The organism is Pseudomonas haemolytica (assembly GCF_009659625.1).
Lineage (GTDB): Bacteria > Pseudomonadota > Gammaproteobacteria > Pseudomonadales > Pseudomonadaceae > Aquipseudomonas > Aquipseudomonas haemolytica.
Genome location: NZ_VOIW01000006.1, coordinates 73788 through 94516, shown reverse-complemented (window position 1 = coordinate 94516; position 20729 = coordinate 73788). Strand labels below are relative to the sequence as shown.

Annotated in this window: 14 protein-coding genes; 4 read left to right on the top strand and 10 right to left on the bottom strand. The window is 59.6% G+C overall.

The window, feature by feature from the left end:
* Positions 1–23 precede the first annotated feature (23 nt).
* Genes FRT59_RS19725 through FRT59_RS19715 form a run of 3 tightly spaced genes read right to left on the bottom strand, consistent with a single transcriptional unit; the run spans position 24 to position 2485 of the window.
* Positions 24–575, bottom strand: a complete 552-nt coding sequence (locus tag FRT59_RS19725; protein ID WP_153872118.1) for a GNAT family N-acetyltransferase — start codon at positions 573–575, stop codon at positions 24–26.
* Positions 576–580: 5 nt separating this feature from the next.
* Complete coding sequence (locus tag FRT59_RS19720) at positions 581–1042, bottom strand: LEA/WHy family protein (protein WP_043050713.1); 462 nt, start codon at positions 1040–1042, stop codon at positions 581–583.
* A gap of 15 nt (positions 1043–1057) precedes the next feature.
* Entirely contained in the window at positions 1058–2485 is a 1428-nt protein-coding gene (locus FRT59_RS19715; RefSeq protein ID WP_034119303.1) for a nucleobase:cation symporter-2 family protein, read from the bottom strand.
* Between the two features lie 233 nt (positions 2486–2718).
* Between FRT59_RS19715 and FRT59_RS19710 the strand changes: the two genes are divergently transcribed.
* Complete coding sequence (locus FRT59_RS19710; protein ID WP_153872117.1) at positions 2719–4344, top strand: methyl-accepting chemotaxis protein; 1626 nt, start codon at positions 2719–2721, stop codon at positions 4342–4344.
* 420 nt (positions 4345–4764) lie between these two features.
* On the opposite strand, the gene FRT59_RS19705 is transcribed toward FRT59_RS19710, so the two are convergent.
* The 5 genes from FRT59_RS19705 to FRT59_RS19685 all read right to left on the bottom strand — a co-directional run bounded on the left by FRT59_RS19705 (position 4765) and on the right by FRT59_RS19685 (position 9877).
* Entirely contained in the window at positions 4765–5742 is a 978-nt protein-coding gene (locus tag FRT59_RS19705; RefSeq protein ID WP_034116795.1) for an NAD(P)-dependent oxidoreductase, read from the bottom strand.
* Positions 5739–7031 (bottom strand): MFS transporter, encoded by a 1293-nt coding sequence (locus tag FRT59_RS19700; protein ID WP_034116796.1) that lies wholly within the window; start codon positions 7029–7031, stop codon positions 5739–5741. Before FRT59_RS19700 ends, FRT59_RS19705 begins: the two co-directional genes overlap by 4 nt.
* A gap of 45 nt (positions 7032–7076) precedes the next feature.
* Entirely contained in the window at positions 7077–8018 is a 942-nt protein-coding gene (locus FRT59_RS19695) for a sugar kinase (RefSeq protein WP_153872116.1), read from the bottom strand.
* Entirely contained in the window at positions 8011–8793 is a 783-nt protein-coding gene (locus FRT59_RS19690; RefSeq protein ID WP_034116798.1) for a sugar phosphate isomerase/epimerase family protein, read from the bottom strand. Before FRT59_RS19690 ends, FRT59_RS19695 begins: the two co-directional genes overlap by 8 nt.
* Before the next feature lie 67 nt (positions 8794–8860).
* Positions 8861–9877 carry a LacI family DNA-binding transcriptional regulator gene (locus FRT59_RS19685; RefSeq protein ID WP_325168003.1) on the bottom strand — a complete coding sequence of 339 codons (1017 nt, stop codon included), beginning with the start codon at positions 9875–9877 and terminating at the stop codon, positions 8861–8863.
* A 230-nt stretch (positions 9878–10107) separates the two neighbouring features.
* On the opposite strand from FRT59_RS19685, the gene FRT59_RS19680 reads away from it, so the two are divergent.
* The 3 genes from FRT59_RS19680 to FRT59_RS19670 all read left to right on the top strand — a co-directional run bounded on the left by FRT59_RS19680 (position 10108) and on the right by FRT59_RS19670 (position 16727).
* Positions 10108–12081, top strand: coding sequence for a hypothetical protein (locus tag FRT59_RS19680; RefSeq protein ID WP_153872115.1), 1974 nt, complete (start codon positions 10108–10110; stop codon positions 12079–12081).
* 97 nt (positions 12082–12178) lie between these two features.
* Complete coding sequence (locus FRT59_RS19675) at positions 12179–14242, top strand: hypothetical protein (RefSeq protein ID WP_153872114.1); 2064 nt, start codon at positions 12179–12181, stop codon at positions 14240–14242.
* A gap of 283 nt (positions 14243–14525) precedes the next feature.
* Positions 14526–16727, top strand: a complete 2202-nt coding sequence (locus FRT59_RS19670; RefSeq protein WP_411828987.1) for an autotransporter outer membrane beta-barrel domain-containing protein — start codon at positions 14526–14528, stop codon at positions 16725–16727.
* A 70-nt stretch (positions 16728–16797) separates the two neighbouring features.
* Here the strand turns inward: FRT59_RS19670 and FRT59_RS19665 are convergent, their stop codons facing one another.
* A complete protein-coding gene (locus FRT59_RS19665; protein ID WP_034116802.1) occupies positions 16798–17439 on the bottom strand; it encodes a DUF1345 domain-containing protein in 642 nt (213 codons plus the stop codon).
* A gap of 191 nt (positions 17440–17630) precedes the next feature.
* Positions 17631–20729 carry an efflux RND transporter permease subunit gene (locus FRT59_RS19660; protein WP_153872112.1) on the bottom strand — a complete coding sequence of 1033 codons (3099 nt, stop codon included), beginning with the start codon at positions 20727–20729 and terminating at the stop codon, positions 17631–17633.

The window sequence follows — 20729 nt, the reverse complement described above, 5'->3', positions numbered from 1 at the left end:
TTGCCCTCTCCCACATTTAATCTTCAGCGTTTGGGGGGCTGGGATTTTAGCCATTCTTCACGGGTGATTTCCCAGATCTCCCGTGGGAGCGTGCCTGCGACAAACTCACCCTCATCCGTCCTGATCAAACGCATACCCGTACGCTCTGAAATGCGCCGCGACTCCACGTTCGGCGCCGCCTTGGGCGCGCGCAGCACGGGGCGCTCAAGCACGTCGAACCAATAGTCAGTCACGGCGGCACTGGCTTCGGACATAAACCCTTGCCCCTGCCACTGCGGCCCGAGCCAGAAGCCCCGGTTATCATCCTGCTCGTCCGTCAGGTTGATATTGCCGATCAATTGTTCTGGCGCGCTTTTAAGGCAAATCGACCAGTGCCATTCCTTACCACGGGCCATGGCGGGCAGGGCAAGCTGTTCCAGATAGATTCGCGCGCCGTCCTCCGGGTAGGGCCAGGGCACCATGGCATTGAGGTAGCGCACCACTTCCCAATGCGCAAATTGCTGCTGGATCGCCTCGGCATCCTCCAACACCAGCGGGCGCAGGATCAGGCGTTCGGTGACGAGTGTCGGTTGCATGACGGTTACCACGTGGCGGTGTTGGGCAAGTCCAGGGTGCCGCGTTCTACAAAACGCATGGTACCGAACAACCCGCCCGCCAGTTTGCCGCGTAGCACGTAGGGCAGGTTGTTCAGGCTTTGCGTCTGGCTCAGGCCCAGGGTCTGGCGCAACACAGAAAACGCTGAAACGCTGACTGGCACCATCAGAACGGTCTCGGAGAAGCGTGGGATGCTCCCGGCCTGGTCACTCACACCCGACGCCAATGGCCGGCCATTGACCTCCAGGTCCAGGGCCACACCGTTGTAGTCGATCGCGGTTTCATTGGGGTTCTGCACCCGCAGTTTCACGGCAAAGCGCACTTCCAGGTCCTGGCTTTGCAGCGGCTCGATACCCACGACATTGATGTTGACCGGGTCGCGGTTGGGGAACAGCGCGCAGGCGCTCAAGGTCAGCAGCAACAGCGATAGAACCATGAGCTTGCGCATATAACAGTGCTCCTACTAGTGTGTCACGTCCGGGTCTTGCATGACCTTGAGGGTCGAGGACTCCGGATCGAATTCATCTTCTTCCAGCTCTATGAACTCTTCGGGCAGGAAAATGTTCAGCAGGATTGCACAGAACGCGCCCACGGTGATCGGCGATTCGAAGATGTTGTGCAGGGCCTTGGGCAGGTCGCGCAATACTTCCGGCACGGCGGCAACGCCCAGGCCCATGCCGAGGGAGATCGCCACGATCAGCACATTGCGCCGATGCAGGCCGGCTTCGGCGAGGATCTTGATCCCGGCCACGGCCACGGTGCCGAACATGATCAGGGTCGCGCCGCCGAGTACCGGCTTGGGCATCAGTTGCAGCACGGCGCCGATCATCGGGAACAGCCCCAGCAGCACCAGCAGGCCGGCGATAAAGTACGCGACGTAGCGGCTGGCCACGCCGGTCAATTGGATCACACCGTTGTTCTGGGCGAAGGTCACCATCGGCAGGCTGTTGAAGGTCGCGGCCATCGCCGAGTTGAGCCCGTCGGCCAGCAGGCCGGATTTGATGCGCTTGATATACAGCGGGCCCTTGACCGGTTGTTGGGAAATCATCGAGTTGGCGGTCAGGTCGCCGGCGGCTTCCAGGGGCGAAATCAGGAAGATCACCGCCACCGGGATAAACGCTACCCAGTCGAACGAGAAACCGTACTTGAATGGCACCGGCACGCTGATCAACGGCACCTGGGGCAGGGCGGCCATGTCGACGCGGCCCATCCACCACGCCACCAGGAAGCCGAGGCTCAGGCCGATCACGATCGAACCCAGACGCAGGAACGGATTGCTGAACCGGTTGAGAACCACAATGGTCAGCAGCACCAGCGCCGCCAGGCCCATATTGCCCGCGGCACCCAGGTCGCTGGCGCCGTAGCCACCGGCCATATCGGTGACCGCCACCTTGATCAGCGACAGGCCCATCAGGGTAATGATGGTGCCGGTGACCACCGGAGTGATCAGCTTGCGCAGCTTGCCGATGAACTGGCTCAGCACCACCTCGATAAATGCGGCGAAAAAGCAAATGCCAAAGATTGTCGAGAGAATTTCATCGGTGCCACCACCCCGAGCCTTGACCATGAAGCCGGCACTGAGGATCACGCTGATAAAGGAAAAGCTGGTGCCTTGCAGGCACAACAGGCCCGAGCCCACCGGCCCGAATGTGCGTGCCTGCACGAAGGTGCCCAGGCCCGAGACGAACAGCGCCATGCTCACCAGGTACGGCACTTCGCTTTCCAGGCCCAGTACGCCGCCGACGATCAGGGTCGGCGTGATAATGCCGACGAAGCTGGCCAGTACGTGCTGCAGGGCGGCAAATATCGCGGCGGTGAAGTGCGGACGGTCTTCCAGGCCATAGATCAGGTCGGATTTATAGCGCGGGCGGGGGGCTTGAGCGTCAGACAAAATGAGGGCTCGGGTCAGAAAATGGAGGCGCAGGATGCCAGAAACCGTCGATGGTCAGAAGTGTAAAAAAATATTTATGAAGACCCTGCGCTAAAGCATCGACCCGGCCGATATCGGGTATAGGCCCACATTACAACGACAACAGTGGTGACCAAGGTCCGGGCAGCGCGTTGACGCTGACGGATCGTTTCGCGGCAGGGACGCTCGCAAACACTACTTCTGAGAGCAGCCCTATGTCCCTCCGTCACCTGAACATTGCCCCTCGAGCGTTTCTCGGTTTCGCCTTCATTGCGGTGTTAGTGGTGTTATTGGGCGTGTTTGCGGTCAACCGCATGACGCAGATGCGCCAGTCCTCGCTGGACATGAGCGCAAACCAACTGCCCAGCGTGACGTACCTGGGCACGATCACCGAAAACGTGCTGCGCCTGCGTATCCTGTCGTTTCGCGTATTGGTCAACCGCGAGCCTGCCGCCCTGCAGGAAGCCGAAACCCGCATCGGCGTGTTGGCCGACAAGGTCAAAACCGCCCAGGCCGGGTACGCCACGTTGCCGGCCGGCCCGGAGGAAGCGGCGCTGTACAAGGCTTTTGGTGTCACCTTGGACAATTACTTGAAAGCCCAGGCCGACATGCTCACCTTATCCAAGCAAGGCAAGGTCGATGACATGCGCGCACTGATCAACAGCCGCATCAAGGACGGCACGGACCAGATGGGCGAGCAGTTGAATAAGCTGATCGCCATTAACGCGGCCGACGCGAAGAGCGCGGATGCAGCGGCCGGGCAGAGCTACGAAGGTGCGATCACCGGTGTGGTGGCGGTTTCCGTCGTCGCCGCATTGCTCACGGTGTTGCTGGCCTGGTTGCTGACCCGCAGCATCGTCACGCCGTTGCGCAAAGCGGTGGAAGTCGCTGAAACAATCGCCGCTGGCAACCTCAGCACCACCATCGAGGACGATGGCAAGGATGAGCCGGCGCGGTTGCTCAGGGCCTTATCGGCGATGCAAACCAGCCTGCGCCAAACCATCCAGCACATCGCCGGTTCGGCCACGCAGCTGGCGTCCGCCGCGGAAGAGTTGAGCGCTGTCACCGAGGAAGCCTCCCGCGGCCTGCAGCAACAGAACAATGAAATCGACCAGGCCGCCACGGCCGTCAATGAGATGACGGCGGCGGTGGAAGAGGTGGCGCGTAATGCGGTCTCCACGTCCGAGGCGTCCGGGCAGTCCAACCAGGCGGCGCGGGAAGGCCGCGATCGGGTAATGGACACCGTCGGCGCGATCCAGACCATGACCCAGGACGTGCAAACCACCGCGGTGATGATCGAAGGCCTGGCCACCCAGGGCAGGGATATCGGCAAGGTACTCGACGTAATCCGCGCGATTGCCGAGCAGACCAACCTGTTGGCGCTTAACGCCGCCATTGAAGCCGCCCGTGCTGGTGAGGCCGGGCGTGGCTTTGCGGTGGTCGCCGATGAAGTGCGCGCACTGGCCCATCGCACCGCGCAGTCGACCCAGGAAATCGAGAAGATGGTCGCCGGCATCCAGAACGGCACCGGTGAAGCCGTGCAGTCCATGCAGCAGAGCAACCAACGCAGCCAGGCCACCCTGGAAATGGCCCGCGCTGCCGGCGTGGCCCTGGAGCAGATCACTGAATCCATCAGCCTGATCAACGAACGCAACCTGGTGATTGCCAGCGCCTCGGAAGAACAGGCCCAAGTGTCCCGTGAGGTGGACCGCAACCTGGTCAACATCCGTGACCTGGCCACCCAGTCGGCGGCGGGGGCTAACCAGACCAGTGCGGCCAGCCATGAGCTGTCGAGGTTGGCGGTGGATTTGAATGGGATGGTGGCGCGTTTTGTAATCTGATCTGGGATACGGTCAAAAATGTGGGAGGGGGGGACCGAGTACATATCCGTTGCTGCGGTAACGGCTGCTATTGGTTGCGCTCTTACAGCGGCCCACGGATTCAAGCCTGCGTTCGGCCAGCGTGGTTTAACGGGGCGCCGGAGATCAAGATCAAGAGCGGCTCGCTTCGCATCGTAGATACGCTGGCGGCGCTTCTGCTTTTCTGTGGGAGCCGATCAGTTAAGCGAACGAAATGCTCAACGCAGCGAAGATAAAATGTGGGAGCGGGCTTGCTCGCGAAGGCGTCGGCCCAGCAAACATTGAGGTTGACTGACCCACCGCTTTCGCGAGCAAGCCCGCTCCCACAGGGGTACGCGTACTCAGCATCGATCAGGTCGGCAGTCAGGCCACCATCGAGGGCAAGCCCCCTCCCACATGGGTTCACTGTTTCCAGACGGTCGCGTTCACCAGGTTTTGCGGCCGCTCGCCTGATAACGCCTGCAGCAGATTATCCACCGCACACGTGGCCATCGCCTCCCGCGTCTCATGCGTCGCCGAGCCGATATGCGGCGTCGCCACCACGTTGTTCAAGCGCAGCAACGGCGAGTCGTGGCTGAGCGGTTCTTTCTCGAACACATCCAACCCCGCAGCGCGAATGGTGCGCTGTTGCAACGCTTCGACCAGCGCGGCCTCATCCACCACCTTGCCCCGGGAGATATTGATAAAGATCGTCTCCGGCCCCATCAGTGCAAACTCTTCAGCGCCAATCAACTTTTCGGTTTCAGCCGTCAACGGCAAGGTCAGGCAGACAAAGTCCGCCTCTTTGAGCAAATCCTGCAGGCTGCGGTATTGCGCGCCAAAACGTGCCTCCACCGCCGGCTTGGGCGAATGGCTGTGGTAGATCACCGGCATGCCAAAGCCAAAATGCCCCCGCTGGGCCAAGGCTTCGCCGATGCGGCCCATGCCGATGATGCCCAGTGTCTTGCCGTGCACATCGCTGCCGAAGTGCGCCGGGCCGATGTTCTTGTTCCACTGGCCGGCGCGCACCATGTCCGCCAGTTCGACCACGCGCCGGGCGGTTGCCAGGATCAGCGCAAAGCCGGTGTCGGCGGTAGTTTCAGTGAGTACATCCGGGGTGTTGCTGAGCAGGATGCCGCGTTGGGTCAGGTAGTCGATATCGTAGTTATCGACCCCAACCGAGACGCTGGCCACTGCCTCCAGTTTGGGCGCCAGGTCGAGCAACTTGGCGTCCAGGCGCAGGCTGGCACCCAGCAGGCCCTGAGCCGTTGGCAATGCATCACGCAGTTTGGCCAGGCCGGTCTCATCCAATGCGTCGATCAGTGTGACCTCAGCCTGCTCATGCAGGCGGGCCATCAGCGGTGCGGAGAGTTTTTTGTACAACACGACAGACTTTTTCATGAGGTCTTTACCTTCAACTCCAGGGTTGGCACCCGCACGCGGTCACTGGCGCCGGGCTTGAGGAAAATGGTCAGCACCACCGACAGCAGCAACGCGCCGCTCATCAGCAGGTACGAAGCGCCGGGCGAGCCGGTGCTGCTGTTGAGATAACCCACCAGGTACGAGCCGCCGAACGAGCCCAGTGCGCCCATGCTATTGATCAGCGCCATGGCGCCGCCGGCGACGTTGGCCGGGAGGATTTCCGGGACGATGGCGAAGAACGGGCCGTAGGGTGCATACATGCACGCTCCGGCGATCACCAACAGGGTGTAGGACCACCAGAAATGTTCGGCGCCCAACATGTAGGACGCGTAGAAGGCGATGGACGCAATCAGCAGCGGCGGCCACACGAAACGCTTACGTTTCTGCAGTTTGTCCGAGCCCCAGGACACCACCAGCATGCCGATCACCGCCGCCAGGTAGGGCAGCGCCGAGAGCCAGCCGGCTTCGACCATGTCCATCTGCAACCCGGCCTTGAGGATCGACGGCAGCCACAGCACGAAGCCATACACGCCGATGCTCCAGCAGAAGAACTGCAGGGCGAGGATGATGACCTTGGGCGAACGGAACGCCTCGGCGTAATTCTTCACCGCCTTGATGCCCACCTGTTCGGCGGCGAGGGCGGTTTCCAGGTCTTTTTTGTGCTGTTCACTCAGCCACTTGGCGTCGGCGGGTTTTTCATCCGCCAGTTTCCACCAGATAAACGCCCACAGCACCGCCGGCAGGCCCTCGATGATAAACATCCAGCGCCAGCTGAAATGCTGCACCAGGTAGCCTGACACCACCGACATCCACAGCATGGTCACCGGGTTGCCGAGGATCAGGAAGGTGTTGGCCCGCGAGCGTTCGGCACGGGTGAACCAGTGGCACAGGTACACCAGCATCGCCGGCATCACCGCCGCTTCGACCACCCCGAGCATGAAGCGAATGGCGATCAGCATGTAGGCGTTGGACACCACGCCAGTCAGCGTCGCCAGGCCGCCCCAGAGGATCAGGCTGACGAAAATCAGTTTCTTGACGCTGCGCTTTTGCGCGTAGATCGCCCCCGGCACCTGGAAGAAAAAGTAGCCAAGGAAAAACAGTGCGCCGAGCAGGGAGGACATGCCCGGTGTGATCATCAGGTCTTCGGCCATCCCGGAGGCGGCGGCGAAGCCATAGTTGGCGCGGTCCAGGTAGGCCAGGCTGTAGGTGATGAAAACGATAGGCATGATGTACCACCAACGGCGGGTGGCGAGTTTCACGGTTTCCATGGGGTTGCTCCTGAGCTTGTTGTAGTTGTGGCAACAGGTAATGGGTCAAGCAACGGATCGGTTGGGTAATTCGCTGCGGCTGGGCAAGCCTTCCATATCGCCACGGCTCTGTACGGCGCGGCTGCCGATCCAGTTGCCGCGTTGTACCGCTTCGGGAAAGCTTGAGTTTTCCAGCAGGGCGCTGATCATGCCCACGGCAAAACCATCGCCGGCGCCGACCGTGTCCACGACTTTTTCCACGGGTACGGCGGCGACAAAACCCTGATCCATGTGGGTGCGGTAATAGGCGCCTTCGGGGCCGAGCTTGATCGCCACGGCTTCGGCGCCCTGGTCGAGATAGAAGGCGGCGATATCCGCCGGGTCGTCGAAACCGGTGAGCAGGCGACCTTCACCCAAGCCCGGCAGTACCCAGTCTGCAAGCCCAGCGAGGGCGTTGATTTCGCGGATCATCTGCGCCTGGCTGGCCCACAGGGAGGGGCGCAGGTTCGGGTCGAACGACACGCTGCGCCCGGCCTTGCGCATCTGGGTCATCAGTTCGAAGGAGAGTTCACGGGTGGCATCCGATAGCGCCGGTGGAATCCCGGTAGCATGCAGATGGCGGGCTTGCAGCAGCGCCGGGCTGATGGCCGCAATAGACAAATGGCTGGCCGCTGAACCTCTGCGGAAGTAAGCCACCTGAGGATCGGCGCCGGCCTCTTCCCGCGACTTGAGTTGAAAACCGGTGGGGTGCAGCGGGTCGACGGCCACATGACGGCAATCAAGCCCCTCCTTGCTCAGCGTGTCGACCACAAAGCGCCCGAGGGAATCGTTACCCACCCGGCTCAGCCAGGCGACGTTGAACCCCAGTCGCGACAGGCCGATGGCGACATTGCTGTCGGCGCCGGCAATGCGCTTGTGAAATTGCCCGACCTGGGCCAGATCGCCGGTCTGCTCGGCGACAAACATCGCCATGGTTTCGCCAAACGACAGGATATCGATCTCAGACATGGGCGTTCTCCACACGGGGTTGGCCAAGGTGGGCGAGGGTGGCGACCTGCTGCGCGGTGACCTCGATCAAGTCATCGCCCTGCAATGGAAATTCCACCGCTCGGGTAATACCTTGAGTCATGTGCTTGAGCAGTTGTTCCCACAGATGCAAGTCGGTGGCGCCGGGCGGCAAGGCCACGAGCTTGCCATCGTCGCGGCGGGCTACGGCCTTGCAGTGCAGGTAATCCACATGGCGGCCCAGCAGGCGTGCGGCGGTGAGTGCGGATTGGTCCTGCCACTGCCAATTGCCGATGTCGAAGGTCATTTTCACCGGCAAACCCAGGCGCTCGACTTCAGTGAAAAACCGTTGCATCGGTTCGATGCGCCCGCCATGCAGGGTCTGGTCGTTTTCCACCAGCAGCTTGACCGGGTGGCGATTGAGCAGGGCGTGCAGGCTTTCAAGGTCGTTGGTGTCGGTGAAGTAGCCGAGGGAGACTTTCAGCCAGCCCGAACCGAAGGCTTGCGCGCGGTCCAGGGTTGCGGCGAGCTCGGCGTTGGGCTGGGCGCGGCCGGCGACCCAGAGCTCCAGGGGCGACGAAAACACGCTGTCCAGGCCCTGCTCGGCGGCGGCCTGGGCCAGTGTGGCGGGGTGTTCACTGGTCAGTAGCTCTTCACGCCATTCGATGCGCTGTGCACCGGCGGCGCTGAGTAACGCGACAAAACTCAATTGGCCTTGCTGGCGTACGAGGTCGGCGCCGTAGCTGGAAAGGCTGATGGACACGGGGTATTTATGCATTGTTGTTTACCTCTGAAACCGGTTTCATTTTTATATGCAGAACACAATGTGGAAGCGGCGGTGCCACTCACACAGGGGGCTGGGTGGAGCCGCGGATAATCAGCTCGGGCAAAAAATCCAGGGTGCGGGTCGGTGCGGTGTCGCCGCGCAAGCGCTTGAGCAAACAGTCGAAAGCGCTGGCACCAATCGCTTGCGTCGGCTGGGCGAGGGCGGTGATGCCAGTGCCCACCAGCGGGTACCAGTCGAGGTCATCCAGAGCGACCAGCCCCACTTCGCCGAACAGGTCACAACCAAGATTCTTCAGCGCCCGCGTACAGGCCAGCGCAGCCACGCCGTTGGCACAAAACAGCGCCTTGGGGCCGGGTTGGGCCAGAAAGATGCGTAGGCGGTTTTCCAACTCGCCGTCCAGTTCAACCACGGCGCCCGTCAAACGGGGACGCTGGGCAATCTCGGCCTGAAAACTCTCCAGGCGCTCCAGGCGTGAGCTGGTGCCATCGGTGGCCTCGCTCACCAGCAACACGTCGCGGTAACCCTGCTGCTCAAGGTGTTCCACTGCGATACGCACCGCCGCCGGGTTATCCAGGCCCACCAGGTCGCTGTGCAACGGCTCGACCTTGCGGTCCACCAGCACCAGGGGCATTTCCCGTTGCAGTTCCAGCAGTTGGTCGAGGTGATGGCCGAGGGTATTCACAATCAGCCCTTCGATGTTGTACGAGCGCAGCGCCGCCAGATGCTGGCGCTCCTGTTCGTCATCGCGGTCGGTATTGCACACCACCAGGCTGTAGCCGTGCTGGCGGCAGGCGGTTTCGACGCCGTGCATCACGGCAATGGAATAGGGGTTGCGAATATCGGCCACCAGCATGCCGATCAAGCGCGTGCGCCCACGCTTGAGGCCGCGGGCCATCTGGTTGGGGCGATAGCCGAGTTCATCGATGGCGTGTTCGATGCGCAGGGCGATGGCATCGGAGAGCAGGGCGCGGTCATCGCCGATAAAGCGCGACACGCTGGCCTTGGATACGCCGGCGTGTTCGGCGACGTCGAGCATGGTCACGCGGCTGCGCTGGGCGGCGGAAAATGGAGTCACGGTGACGGGCCTTTCTTATTGGAGGTGTGGTTGACAGTTTGAGTGACTGAAACCGGTTTCAGAAGACACCAACTCGGCTGACACGTCAAGCGTCTGTCAGCAAATTGCGTACCGCGGCCGGTCTGCCAGGCGACGGATGGTATTGCCTACCTGTTAGTTCTGACAGTTACCACATTGCGCAATACAGTATCTAATTCATGCGTAATCGCGATGACGCAGGAGCGAAAAGCATGTCCAGTTCTAACCCATTCGTATCGCACCAGAGCGTAGTGCTACACGCCGGGGGCGGAGCCGTTGCAATGCATGGTGATTTTGAAGAGATCGTGGGCGTAGACCCAACTGATCCTGAAGGGTTGATTCCTCTTGCGGTGTCATTGGTCCCGTTGCAATGCCGCATTCCGCAGTGGATACCCGGACCGTCACCTGGCAGAGTCGAGACCCTCAAGCTCTGGTGGCGCATACGGGGTATTGATGTACTGGCAGACGAGCACCCCTTTACCGGTCCCTTGGACCCTGCTGACTTCCCTTATTCGCTGTATGTACCCGATGACTACATGCGTGAAATTGATGCAGTGGTTCAACTCTATTTTACGATTGAGGACGAGAGCGGTTTTGTAACACCTTCCAATCCGTCGACGTTGACCGTTGACAATAATGCCCCGCGATTTGCTGACGCTGACGACCACGCTGAATTCGTAGATCCGGATATCGCTCTGACGGGTATCACGGAGGCGGTGCTTGCAGCTAACCCGTTCATAGAGTTCCTTGTACCGGATTATATCGGTAGGCAAGGATGGGATCAGGTCGGATACTACTTGGATCATAATGTGCCGCCGGTTCCTGCGATTCAGAAAGACCGAGTGACGTTTGTATTCACTGATGAAGCACTGATCTTGCGCGTTCCTGCGCATCTGTTTCGCAATCTGAGAAACGGTAGCAACCATCTGCAATATCGCCTCTATGACCGTGCCGGTAACTTTTCCGGTCTAAGCGCTCCGCTGAGTTTTCAAGTCGATCTAATACCTCTGCCTAATAACCTCCCTCGCCCCCAGATCCGCCCGCCGGCGTACGGTGACGCGTTGATTGATCGCGCAGATGCGCGAGCGACGGTCGAAGCGGGAATCCCGTCCGAATACGATGATTTTGCCCCGGGAGATAACGTTGTATTCATTTGGGACGGTCGCCAGGTACTACCGCCGCAACCCATCACAGGCTTTCCATTTTGGGTGAATATACCGTGGAGCATTTTGCGTCCACCGGGTACGTTGGCGCGTGAACAGGTACGCGTAAGTTATGAAATTCACCGCCCTGGCATTACTCCAGTCCCATCGCCCTCCGAACTCTTTTGGGTGGACTTGACCATCGCGGGGCAGGATCACGCTAATGCGCCGGCCAGGCTTAATGGCACCTTGTCGCGGGTAGATGTCTTCGGGTTAGGCTCTGGTTTGCATAATGAACTGGATAACCGGGATGAGGTGCTGGGCGCCCAGGTGTGGGTACAGTTGTATTTAGACCCTCAGGCTGGAGAGCGATTGACGCTTCATTGGGGGGCAATGGGGGCGGTTGCTCACTACGATGTTCAGGCAACAGATGTATTCAACCAACCGGTGAGATTTTTACCGGACGTACCTGGCAGCGTGATTGTTGCCGGCGGCAACGATCCAGAACTTCCAGTGTTTTATGTAACGAGTAATGGAGTCAATGAACAGGATTCATCCAATACGTTAGTCAATGTACATATTGAACCCTTGATCGTACTGACGCCGCCGGAAGTTATAAATACGTTGCTGGGGGGGGCCAAGTATTTGACGTGTGATTCCATACCGTCTATTTGCAGGGGGGTGATCTGGAGCGTACCGCCTGATGAGGCTTTCCAGTTAAACGATGAGATTCAGTTTAGTTGGGAGGGCTACTCCACAAACAACGGCAGCGGCCTTCCTATAGAACATACAGACTTTTTTGCCACGGTATTTTTAGACACGCCAGAACGCGTGGCCATCGGTGTGCTGGTGACGGTTTTGCCTTGGGATACAAAAATCGAGCCGATGCGCACTTATGCATCGGCGCTGGCCCGTTATGTTTTGCTCCGCAATGGAGTGCCTTTCGGTAAATCGACCGATCGTTTGCTCCGAATTGATCGGACATCTGCCGGGTCCGGCAAAGTCTGCAACGCGGGTGATGAGGGTTTTTGTGATGAACCTTAGGCGCATGGATATTGATTGAGCTCCTATGTTCTTGTTCGGTGGAAATGTGCGCTTCGTGAGTGTGAAGATTGTTTTCTCACAGTAAGCGTGTGCACTTATGAAATTGACGGTGGTTCAATTAAAAATAGGTGAAAAAATGAAAAGCAGGAATAGAAAAAATCTCGGGAAAGTACCCGGTATCAATGCGGTACCGATCACATTAGATCCGGCAACTATTGACGGCCTGGTTGACCCGGTCAACTATCCCGGTCTGATATCTCGCGCTAAAGCGGATGAGCCGTTTCTGAACATCGAAATTCCCACCTCGACGTGGGTCCCAGTCCCCACCAACCCCGCAAGGGCCGATGTGCTGGATATTTACCTTGACGATAAAGGTAACTTTGAATCCGGGCATGTCAGCAGTGAGACGGTTTTTTTTCCTGGGGCTGTTCCTGCCTCTTATTCTGTCCGGATTCCGCAACGGTTATTGACAGAGGGCGCTCACCATTTCAGTTACGTCATCACCACTTCGGGAGCTGTGGGCAGTGAAGCCGGCTCTGCACAAGTGCCTTTGGTTATTGACCGTACCGCACCTTACGACAGCTTCCCTTACGTGCCGCCTCGCTTGACGCTCCCGGCGGGTTGGCCGGGTAATGTCACGGAGGCGTATCTGGCTTCGTTCGATGCCGCTGGCGGTATACCGTTTGGCATTCCAGACTATGCAAGTGAAGGGGCCGATCCCGGGGACGAGTGGGAGTTGTTATATGAAGGGGCCAGCCAGGTCATTGCGCGAGGATCGGTATTTCCTGATGAGGTCGTGCGCTTTACCAGAGACATGGCAGAGGCCGCCGATGGTCCCAGGAAGCTAAAATACCGTTTGGTCGATCGCGCGGGTAACGTGAGTGATCTTTCATTCGAACTACCGATCACTGTTTCACTCGCCCCCGCACCTACGCTGGGCGTGGCGGGTGTCAGGGACGCGCTGTCTTTGGTGGGGGCGGGGGACCGCTTGATCGATCGAGCTGATACGGCTAAGTCTGCCGGTATGTTTGTCATTATTCCCACCTATGACGCGGACCGCATGGCGGACGAGTTTTTCGTGCACCTGACCACCACACATGGCACGCAAGAGCTGGGCCCCTTTCCCTTGGGGGGATCACCGCTGCCATATGACTTCCATGTGGCCTATGCAACCCTTGCCGCGCTGTACGGCACCAGCATCGGCCCTATAAACCTTTCAGTGGAGTACTCGGTAAGGCGTCACGGCACACTTTATAGAGTACCTACCGCCTCGAATATCGAGCTGGATTTGGCCGAGGGTGGGCCAGACTATCCAGAGAAGCCCGACCCCGTTAACACGAACCTGTTGCCTCCGGTGCTGACCGGTGCTGGCTCGGGTAAGACAAATGAGCTCGATGAAGACGATAATGGGTTAGATGCCAATGTGGTCGTTGAACTGTGGAGTGATCTTCCACCTCCTTCGGCCCGGGATTTTACATTACACCTCAAATACATGAACGATCTGGTGGACAGCAAGCCCGTGGTTGCCGCCACTGCAATGCCAGGCGACGAGATCAACATGAAGGTCCCGTGGCCCTACATCCAGCGGCATGCCAACAACACTATCCCGCTGTACTATGAAATTGAGATCGCCGGTACCCAGAATCGAGCGCTTTCACCTTCTCAGCCTATCAACGTCAATGCCAACGTCATTTCCTTTCTGAAACCGAGCGTAGAGGGGGCTCTGGCCGAACTTCCCGGACCACCACTGATTCCCGGAGAGATTCGCTGTGGTGCGTTGCGGGCACCGCTAAGACAAGCTCGCGTGCAGATTCCACCTCATCCATTACTGCAGCAGGGCATGATCATCACGGTGAATTGGACTGGTTGCAGCGACGACGACGGGGCTGTACCTATTCCTGCGACAGTCGGTACATTTCCTTATGGGCCTATTTCATTCGCAGAGGCGCAGCTAGGTTTTACGGTGGCCGTGGGGCCTTACGACACCTATATCAAGCCTATTAACAGGGCCAACCACAGCATGGGCTCTGTGGTTATTTCCTATACCGTGCCAATTCTCAACCCTTCACCGGTGACGTCGGCAGAGGCCATTCTGCTGGTGCGTGGTGTCGTGGCCGGTCCGGGCTATTGCGACGGTTCGCCATGGCCTGGAACGCCATAAGCCATAGATAGAGAGAGGAAGGCGCGAGAAGCGCCTTTTTCTCATTGTCAGCCTACGTTCTATTATCAGTGTTCGTTCGTAAACCACAGATTAATCCTACATACCTGTTCGCCCCGCCGCCCTAATCTGCGGCCCGTCGAGGCTTGGTCCCTTCTCGCTGGGTACCGGTCAATACGCTCCTTTGGGAAGTTAATTTACGGGTATGTACGCAATGAGTATCAACGCACTTTTTAAAAAGCATCCATTGGCACTTGCGCTTCAAGTGCCTGTCGTCGGTTTTTGCATGCTGGCCGCCTCTGTAGTGGAAGCACGTTCCGAGTTGCACCCAGGCATGGAACGTACCATTGGACAGGACCATCGCCAGGATGACTGGGTGATAGGAAAAGGGGCTCATCTGACCTCCAATGGCGCTACCTTGAAGCAGTCCCGTGTGTCGGCTGGCAAGATGACATTGAATGCTGGAACCTACGCTCAAGATATCCACGCTTCCGGCGGCTCCCAGCTCACCCTGAGCGGTACAACGGTCGTGGCAAGGAGTTCGTCCGCCTTTGCCATCAACCTGCAGAGCAGCCAGGCTGATATCCACGGCAGCACGATCACTAACCACAACGGCGTGGGTATTTACGCTGGGCGTAGCCCACTGGCGGAAGGCGGCTCTACGGTTAACGTTTTCAACAGCACCATTAACGGCTCTAATCGTGGCGCATTCTCCGCTGGATTAAGCGAGATGAATTTCACCGGCTCTGAGATCAACGGTACGGATGCTGACGGGGTCGGCATCCTGTTATGGGGTTCAACCGCGACCGCCACAGACAGTCGCATCAGTGGCGGGGCGAACGGCGTCGTTCTGAGTTATGAAAATGACGACCTCAACACCAGTACTTTGATTCTGGACCGTACCAGTGTTGAAGGGCGAAACGGAGCCGCACTGCTGGTCGAGGGGGATGACTATGGAAGTACAGAAGCTGATATTCATGTACGTAACGGCTCGACGCTGACCGGTAGCAACGGCACTATCCTCGAAGTCACTGGCGGTTCCTTCGCCAACATGAATGTCGACGGAAGCACATTGTTCGGTGACGTAGTGGTCGAAGAGGGCAGCACCGCCAAGCTGCAGCTCAACAACGGCTCCTGGCTGACCGGCCAGTTAAAAAACGTCGCCGAGCTGAGCGTGAACAACGCTTCCCACTGGGTGCTGGTGGGTGACAGCGAAGTCGGCGACCTGAAAATGGCCGGCGGCAGTGTGCATTTTGGTGGTGCGGATGAGTTCTATCAGCTGGATGTCGACAGCCTGTCGGGCGAAGGCACCTTTGTGATGCACACGGACTTTGGCAGCGGCCAGACCGACTTGCTCAACGTCAACGGCATTGCCGAAGGCAACCACAGCCTGCTGCTGGCGGCAACGGGGTCAGAGTTGGTGACTGCCGAGCCTATCCGTGTGGTTGCCACCCAGGGCGGTGATGCCAAGTTCGCCCTGGTCGGCGAAACGGTTGACGTCGGTGCCTACAGCTACGGGCTCAAGCAGGAAGACACCGACTGGTACCTGGACCCCAACCGTCGCGGAACCAGCAACAGCACCAAGGCGGTAATGGCGTTGTTCAACACATCACCGACGGTGTTGTACGGCGAGATGACCTTGTTGCGTACCCGCATGGGTGAGCTGCGCTTCAGCCAAGGCAACAACGAAGGCTTCTGGATGCGCGGCTACGGTAACAAGTACGAGGTCAGTGGCAACCAGGACGGCGGTGGCTACACGCAAAATCAACGAGGCTTTACCCTGGGGATCGATACGCCGCTGTACGGTGGTGATGGTCAGTGGGTGGCCGGTGTGATGGCAGGCCACAGCACGTCCGACATCGACCTCAACCGCTCTGGCGGCGGCAAGGTCGACAGCTACTACGTCGGTGGTTATGCCACCTGGCTCGATGATGAGAGCGGCTTGTATTTCGACGGTGTAGTCAAGCTCAACCGCTTGCATAACGAAGTCAATGTGAGCATGAGCGACGGCAAACGCGCCAAAGGCAACTATACCCAGAACGCAGTAGGGGCTTCGGTTGAAGTCGGTCGACATATCACCTTGGACGACGACTTCTTCATTGAACCCTACGGGCAACTCAACGCTGCAATCACCCAGGCCCAGAGTTATGACCTGGACAACGGCCTGCAGGCCAAAGGTGACCGTTCGGCCTCGGTAGTGGGTAAGGCCGGTGTCACGGTGGGCAAGAATATCCAGTTGGACAGCGGTGGAGTGGTGCAACCTTACTTGCGTACCGCACTGGCCCATGAGTTCAACCATAACAACAAGGTCACGGTGAACGGCGAGCGCTTTAACAATGACGTGTTCGGCTCACGTATCGAAATGGCCGGCGGTGTGGCGATGTCGGTGTCCAGGAATGTCAAGCTGCATGCGGACGTCGAGCACACCCGTGGCAAAACCGTCGATCAGCCATGGGGTGTCAACTTCGGTGTGCGTTACGACTTTTAATGCACGCGTTCATCTGAACAGGGGAGGCTTCGGCTTCCCTTTTTTTCGCCTTTAGATCCGCAGACTCAGCCTAGCCAAACAATCCGGCGGCGATGTTGATCGAGAAACCCAGGATCGCCGTATTGAACAGAAACCCGATCAACGACTGCCCCAGCACCACCTTGCGCATGCCACGGGTGGCAACGCCCACATCCGAGGTTTGCACCGCCACGCCGATGGTGAAGGAGAAGTACAGGAAGTCCCAGTAATTGGGGGTGAGCAGGCCCTCGGCAAAGCGCAGCGCCGGTTCCTTGCCCTGCCAGGTGTAATAGAGCCGGGCGTAATGCACGCTGAAAATCACCCCGATCAGCAGCCATGAGCCGATCACGGTCAACCCGGTAAAACCGTAGTGCAACAGGCGCTCGGAGGTGGCCAGGTCTTTGCTGCCCACCAGTTCGAAGGTGATGGTGGCCAGGCTGGCGATGGCGGCGATGCACACCATGAACAGCACCAAACCGGCGTTCTCATCTTCGACCTCGGCGATGCGCTTGACGTCTTCGGCCTTGGCGCGGATGGTCAGCCACAGCATCAGAACCAGGTAGGTCCAGACGCCGGCGTTCCAGCCGATCAGGATTTTGCTGGCGAGGGTGTCGGCCGGCACCAGGATGCCTACGGCGAGGCCCAGCACGGCGGCGGTGGAGAGGCGAGGGTGGGTGCGGGCGAGGAAGGGCATAGTGGCTCACAGCTGGTTTAGGTGTGAGCAGACTGTACCTGATCATACTGTACCTGATCATGTAGATACCTAAGAACTCCTGTGGGAGCGGGCTTGCTCGCGAAAGCGGTGGTTCAGCCAATGAATCTATTGACTGACACTCCGTATTCGCGAGCAAGCCCGCTCCCACATTTTGATCGCGTTCGGCTGGATTAATCTTTCGTGTGGCGCTTGCGCACCAGCTTCATGACAACCACAAAGAACACCGGCACAAACACCACCGCCAGTGTCGCCGTGATCATCCCGCCAATCACACCGGTACCAATGGCCTGCTGGCTCGCCGAGCTGGCGCCCGTGGCAATCGCCAGCGGCACCACGCCGAGAATAAACGCCAACGACGTCATGATGATCGGCCGCAAGCGCAACCGTGCGGCTTTCAAGGTCGCGTCGATCAAGTCCTCGCCCTGGTCATACAGGTCCTTGGCGAACTCGATGATCAGGATCGCGTTCTTCGCCGACAAGCCGATGATGGTGATCAAGCCAACCTTGAAGAACACATCATTGGGCATGCCGCGCAAGGACACGGCCAGGACCGCACCGAGTACCCCCAGTGGCACCACCAGCAATACCGAAGTCGGGATCGACCAGCTTTCATACAGCGCCGCCAGGCACAGGAACACGATCAGCAACGACAGGCCCAACAGCAGCGGTGCCTGGGAGCCCGACAGGCGCTCCTGCAAGGACAAACCGGTCCATTCCTGGCCCAGCCCTGCGGGCAACTGGCTGACCAGGCGCTGGATTTCTTCCATCGCCTCGCCGGTACTGTGCCCCGGCGCTGCTTCACCGCTGATAGCGATGGCCGGGTAGCCGTTGTAACGGGTCAACTGAGTCGGGCCTTGGGTCCACTTGGCTTCGACAAAGGCTGACAAGGGCACCATCTTGCCTGCGTTGTTGCGCACGTTGATCTTCATCAGGTCGGCCACCTGGCTGCGCTGGTCACCCTCGGCCTGCACCACCACGCGCTGCATGCGGCCCTGGTTGGGGAAGTCGTTGATATACGCCGAACCAATCGCCGAGGAGAGCACATTGCCGACGTCGGCAAACGAAACGCCCAGGGCGTTGGCCTGCTTGCGGTCGACTTCCAGCTGCACTTGCGGCGCTTCGGCCAGGGCGCTCTCGCGTACGTTGGCCAGGATCGGGCTTTTTGCCGCCGCTTCCAGCAATTCGGTACGCGCGGCCATCAACCCGGCATGGCCGACACCGCCACGGTCCTGCAAGCGGAACTCGAAACCACTGGAGGTACCCAGGCCGTCAACCGGTGGCGGCAGGATCGCATAGGCAATCGCATCCTTGAGTTCGCTGAAGGCCATGTTGGCGCGGTCGGCAATCGACGCCGCCGAGTCATCGCTGCCGCGCTCCGACCAGTCCTTGAGCGTGGTAAACGCCAACGCTGCGTTTTGCCCGGAACCGGAGAAACTGAAGCCCATGATCATGGTGGTATCACCCACCCCGGGCTCCTCGGCGTTATGCGCCTCGATCTGTTCGGCCACCTGCACGGTGCGGTTCTTGCTGGCGCCCGGTGGCAGCTGGATGTCGGTGATGGTGTAGCCCTGGTCTTCCACCGGCAGGAACGAGGAGGGCAGGCGGCTGAACAGCAGGCCCATGCCCACCAGCAGTACCAGGTAGATCAGCAGGTAGCGGCCACTGCGCTTGAGGGCATAGGCCACCCAACCTTCATAGCGGTTGGTAAGCTGGTCAAAGCGTTTGTTGAACCAACCGAAGAAACCGGCCCTGGCATGGTGCTCGCCCTTGGCAATCGGCTTGAGCAAGGTGGCGCACAGGGCCGGGGTCAAGGTCAGGGCAAGGAACGCCGAGAACAGGATCGAGGTGGCCATCGACAGCGAGAACTGCTGGTAGATCACCCCCACCGAACCCGGCATGAACGCCATCGGCAGGAACACCGCCACCAGCACCAGCGTAATACCGATGATGGCCCCGGTGATCTGGCCCATGGCTTTCTTGGTCGCGTCCTTGGGTGACAGGCCCTCGGTGGCCATGATGCGCTCGACGTTTTCCACCACCACGATGGCATCGTCCACCAGGATGCCGATGGCCAGCACCATGCCGAACATGGTCAGCACGTTGATCGAGAAGCCCAGCAACAGCATGGTGGCAAAGGTGCCCATCAACGCAATCGGCACCACCAGCGTGGGAATCAAGGTGTAGCGCACGTTCTGCAGGAACAGGAACATCACCGCAAACACCAGCGCCATGGCCTCGAGCAAGGTGTAGACCACCTTGGTGATCGAGACCTTGACGAACGGCGAGGTGTCGTACGGGATCTTGTATTCCACATTGGCCGGGAAGTAGCGCGACAGCTCGTCCATCTTCGCCCGCACCAGGGTCGCGGTGCTCAGCGCGTTGGCCCCCGGCGACAGCTGCACGCTGACGGCGGTGGACGGTTTGCCGTTCAGGCGTGTGGAGAACTGGTATTCCTGGCTGCCGACTTCCACCCGCGCCACATCCCCGATGCGCACGGTGGAGCCGTCAGGGTTGGCCTTGAGCACGATGTCGGCGAATTCCGCCGGCGTCGACAACTGGCCCTTGACCAGGATCGCCGCAGTGATTTCCTGGGTGTTGGTGCCCGGCAAGTCACCGATGCTGCCCGCTGATACCTGGGCGTTCTGTGCGCTGATCGCGGCGTTGACATCGGCCGGCGTGAGGTTGAAACCGATCAGCTTCTGCGGGTCGATCCAGATACGCATGGCCCGCTCGGCGCCATACAGCTGGGCCTTGCCGACGCCGTCCAGACGCTTGAGTTCGTTCATCACATTGCGTGCCAGGTAATCGCTGAGCGCAACGTCATCGAGCTTGCCGTCGTTGGAGGTCAAGGTCACCAGCAACAGGAAGCCGGCGGAGACTTTCTCCACCTGCAAACCTTGCTGGGTCACGGCCTGGGGCAGGCGCGGCTCCACGGCTTTAAGGCGGTTTTGCACATCCACCTGGGCCATTTCCGGGTTGGTGCCCGGTTGGAACGTCGCGGTAATCGTCGCCGAACCCAGGCTGCTCTGGGATTCGAAATACAGCAGGTGATCGGCGCCGTTGAGCTCTTGCTCGATCAGGCTGACCACGCTTTCATCCAGGGTCTGGGCCGAGGCGCCCGGGTACACCGCGTAGATTTCCACCTTGGGTGGCGCGACGTTGGGGTACTGGGCCACCGGCAACTGCGGGATGGCCAGCGCACCGGCCAACAGGATGAACAGGGCCACCACCCAGGCGAAAATCGGGCGGTCAATAAAGAACTGCGGCAT

What these genes read in the sequence shown, in the direction of transcription:
- FRT59_RS19725 (WP_153872118.1), bottom strand. Translation starts at nt 575, where the DNA reads ATGCAACCGACACTCGTCACCGAACGCCTGATCCTGCGCCCGCTGGTG.
- FRT59_RS19720 (WP_043050713.1), bottom strand. Translation starts at nt 1,042, where the DNA reads ATGCGCAAGCTCATGGTTCTATCGCTGTTGCTGCTGACCTTGAGCGCC.
- FRT59_RS19690 (WP_034116798.1), bottom strand. Translation starts at nt 8,793, where the DNA reads ATGCATAAATACCCCGTGTCCATCAGCCTTTCCAGCTACGGCGCCGAC.
- FRT59_RS19660 (WP_153872112.1), bottom strand. Translation starts at nt 20,729, where the DNA reads ATGCCGCAGTTCTTTATTGACCGCCCGATTTTCGCCTGGGTGGTGGCC.
- FRT59_RS19700 (WP_034116796.1), bottom strand. Translation starts at nt 7,031, where the DNA reads ATGGAAACCGTGAAACTCGCCACCCGCCGTTGGTGGTACATCATGCCT.
- FRT59_RS19705 (WP_034116795.1), bottom strand. Translation starts at nt 5,742, where the DNA reads ATGAAAAAGTCTGTCGTGTTGTACAAAAAACTCTCCGCACCGCTGATG.
- FRT59_RS19710 (WP_153872117.1), top strand. Translation starts at nt 2,719, where the DNA reads ATGTCCCTCCGTCACCTGAACATTGCCCCTCGAGCGTTTCTCGGTTTC.
- FRT59_RS19680 (WP_153872115.1), top strand. Translation starts at nt 10,108, where the DNA reads ATGTCCAGTTCTAACCCATTCGTATCGCACCAGAGCGTAGTGCTACAC.
- FRT59_RS19665 (WP_034116802.1), bottom strand. Translation starts at nt 17,439, where the DNA reads ATGCCCTTCCTCGCCCGCACCCACCCTCGCCTCTCCACCGCCGCCGTG.
- FRT59_RS19670 (WP_411828987.1), top strand. Translation starts at nt 14,526, where the DNA reads ATGCTGGCCGCCTCTGTAGTGGAAGCACGTTCCGAGTTGCACCCAGGC.
- FRT59_RS19695 (WP_153872116.1), bottom strand. Translation starts at nt 8,018, where the DNA reads ATGTCTGAGATCGATATCCTGTCGTTTGGCGAAACCATGGCGATGTTT.
- FRT59_RS19675 (WP_153872114.1), top strand. Translation starts at nt 12,179, where the DNA reads ATGAAATTGACGGTGGTTCAATTAAAAATAGGTGAAAAAATGAAAAGC.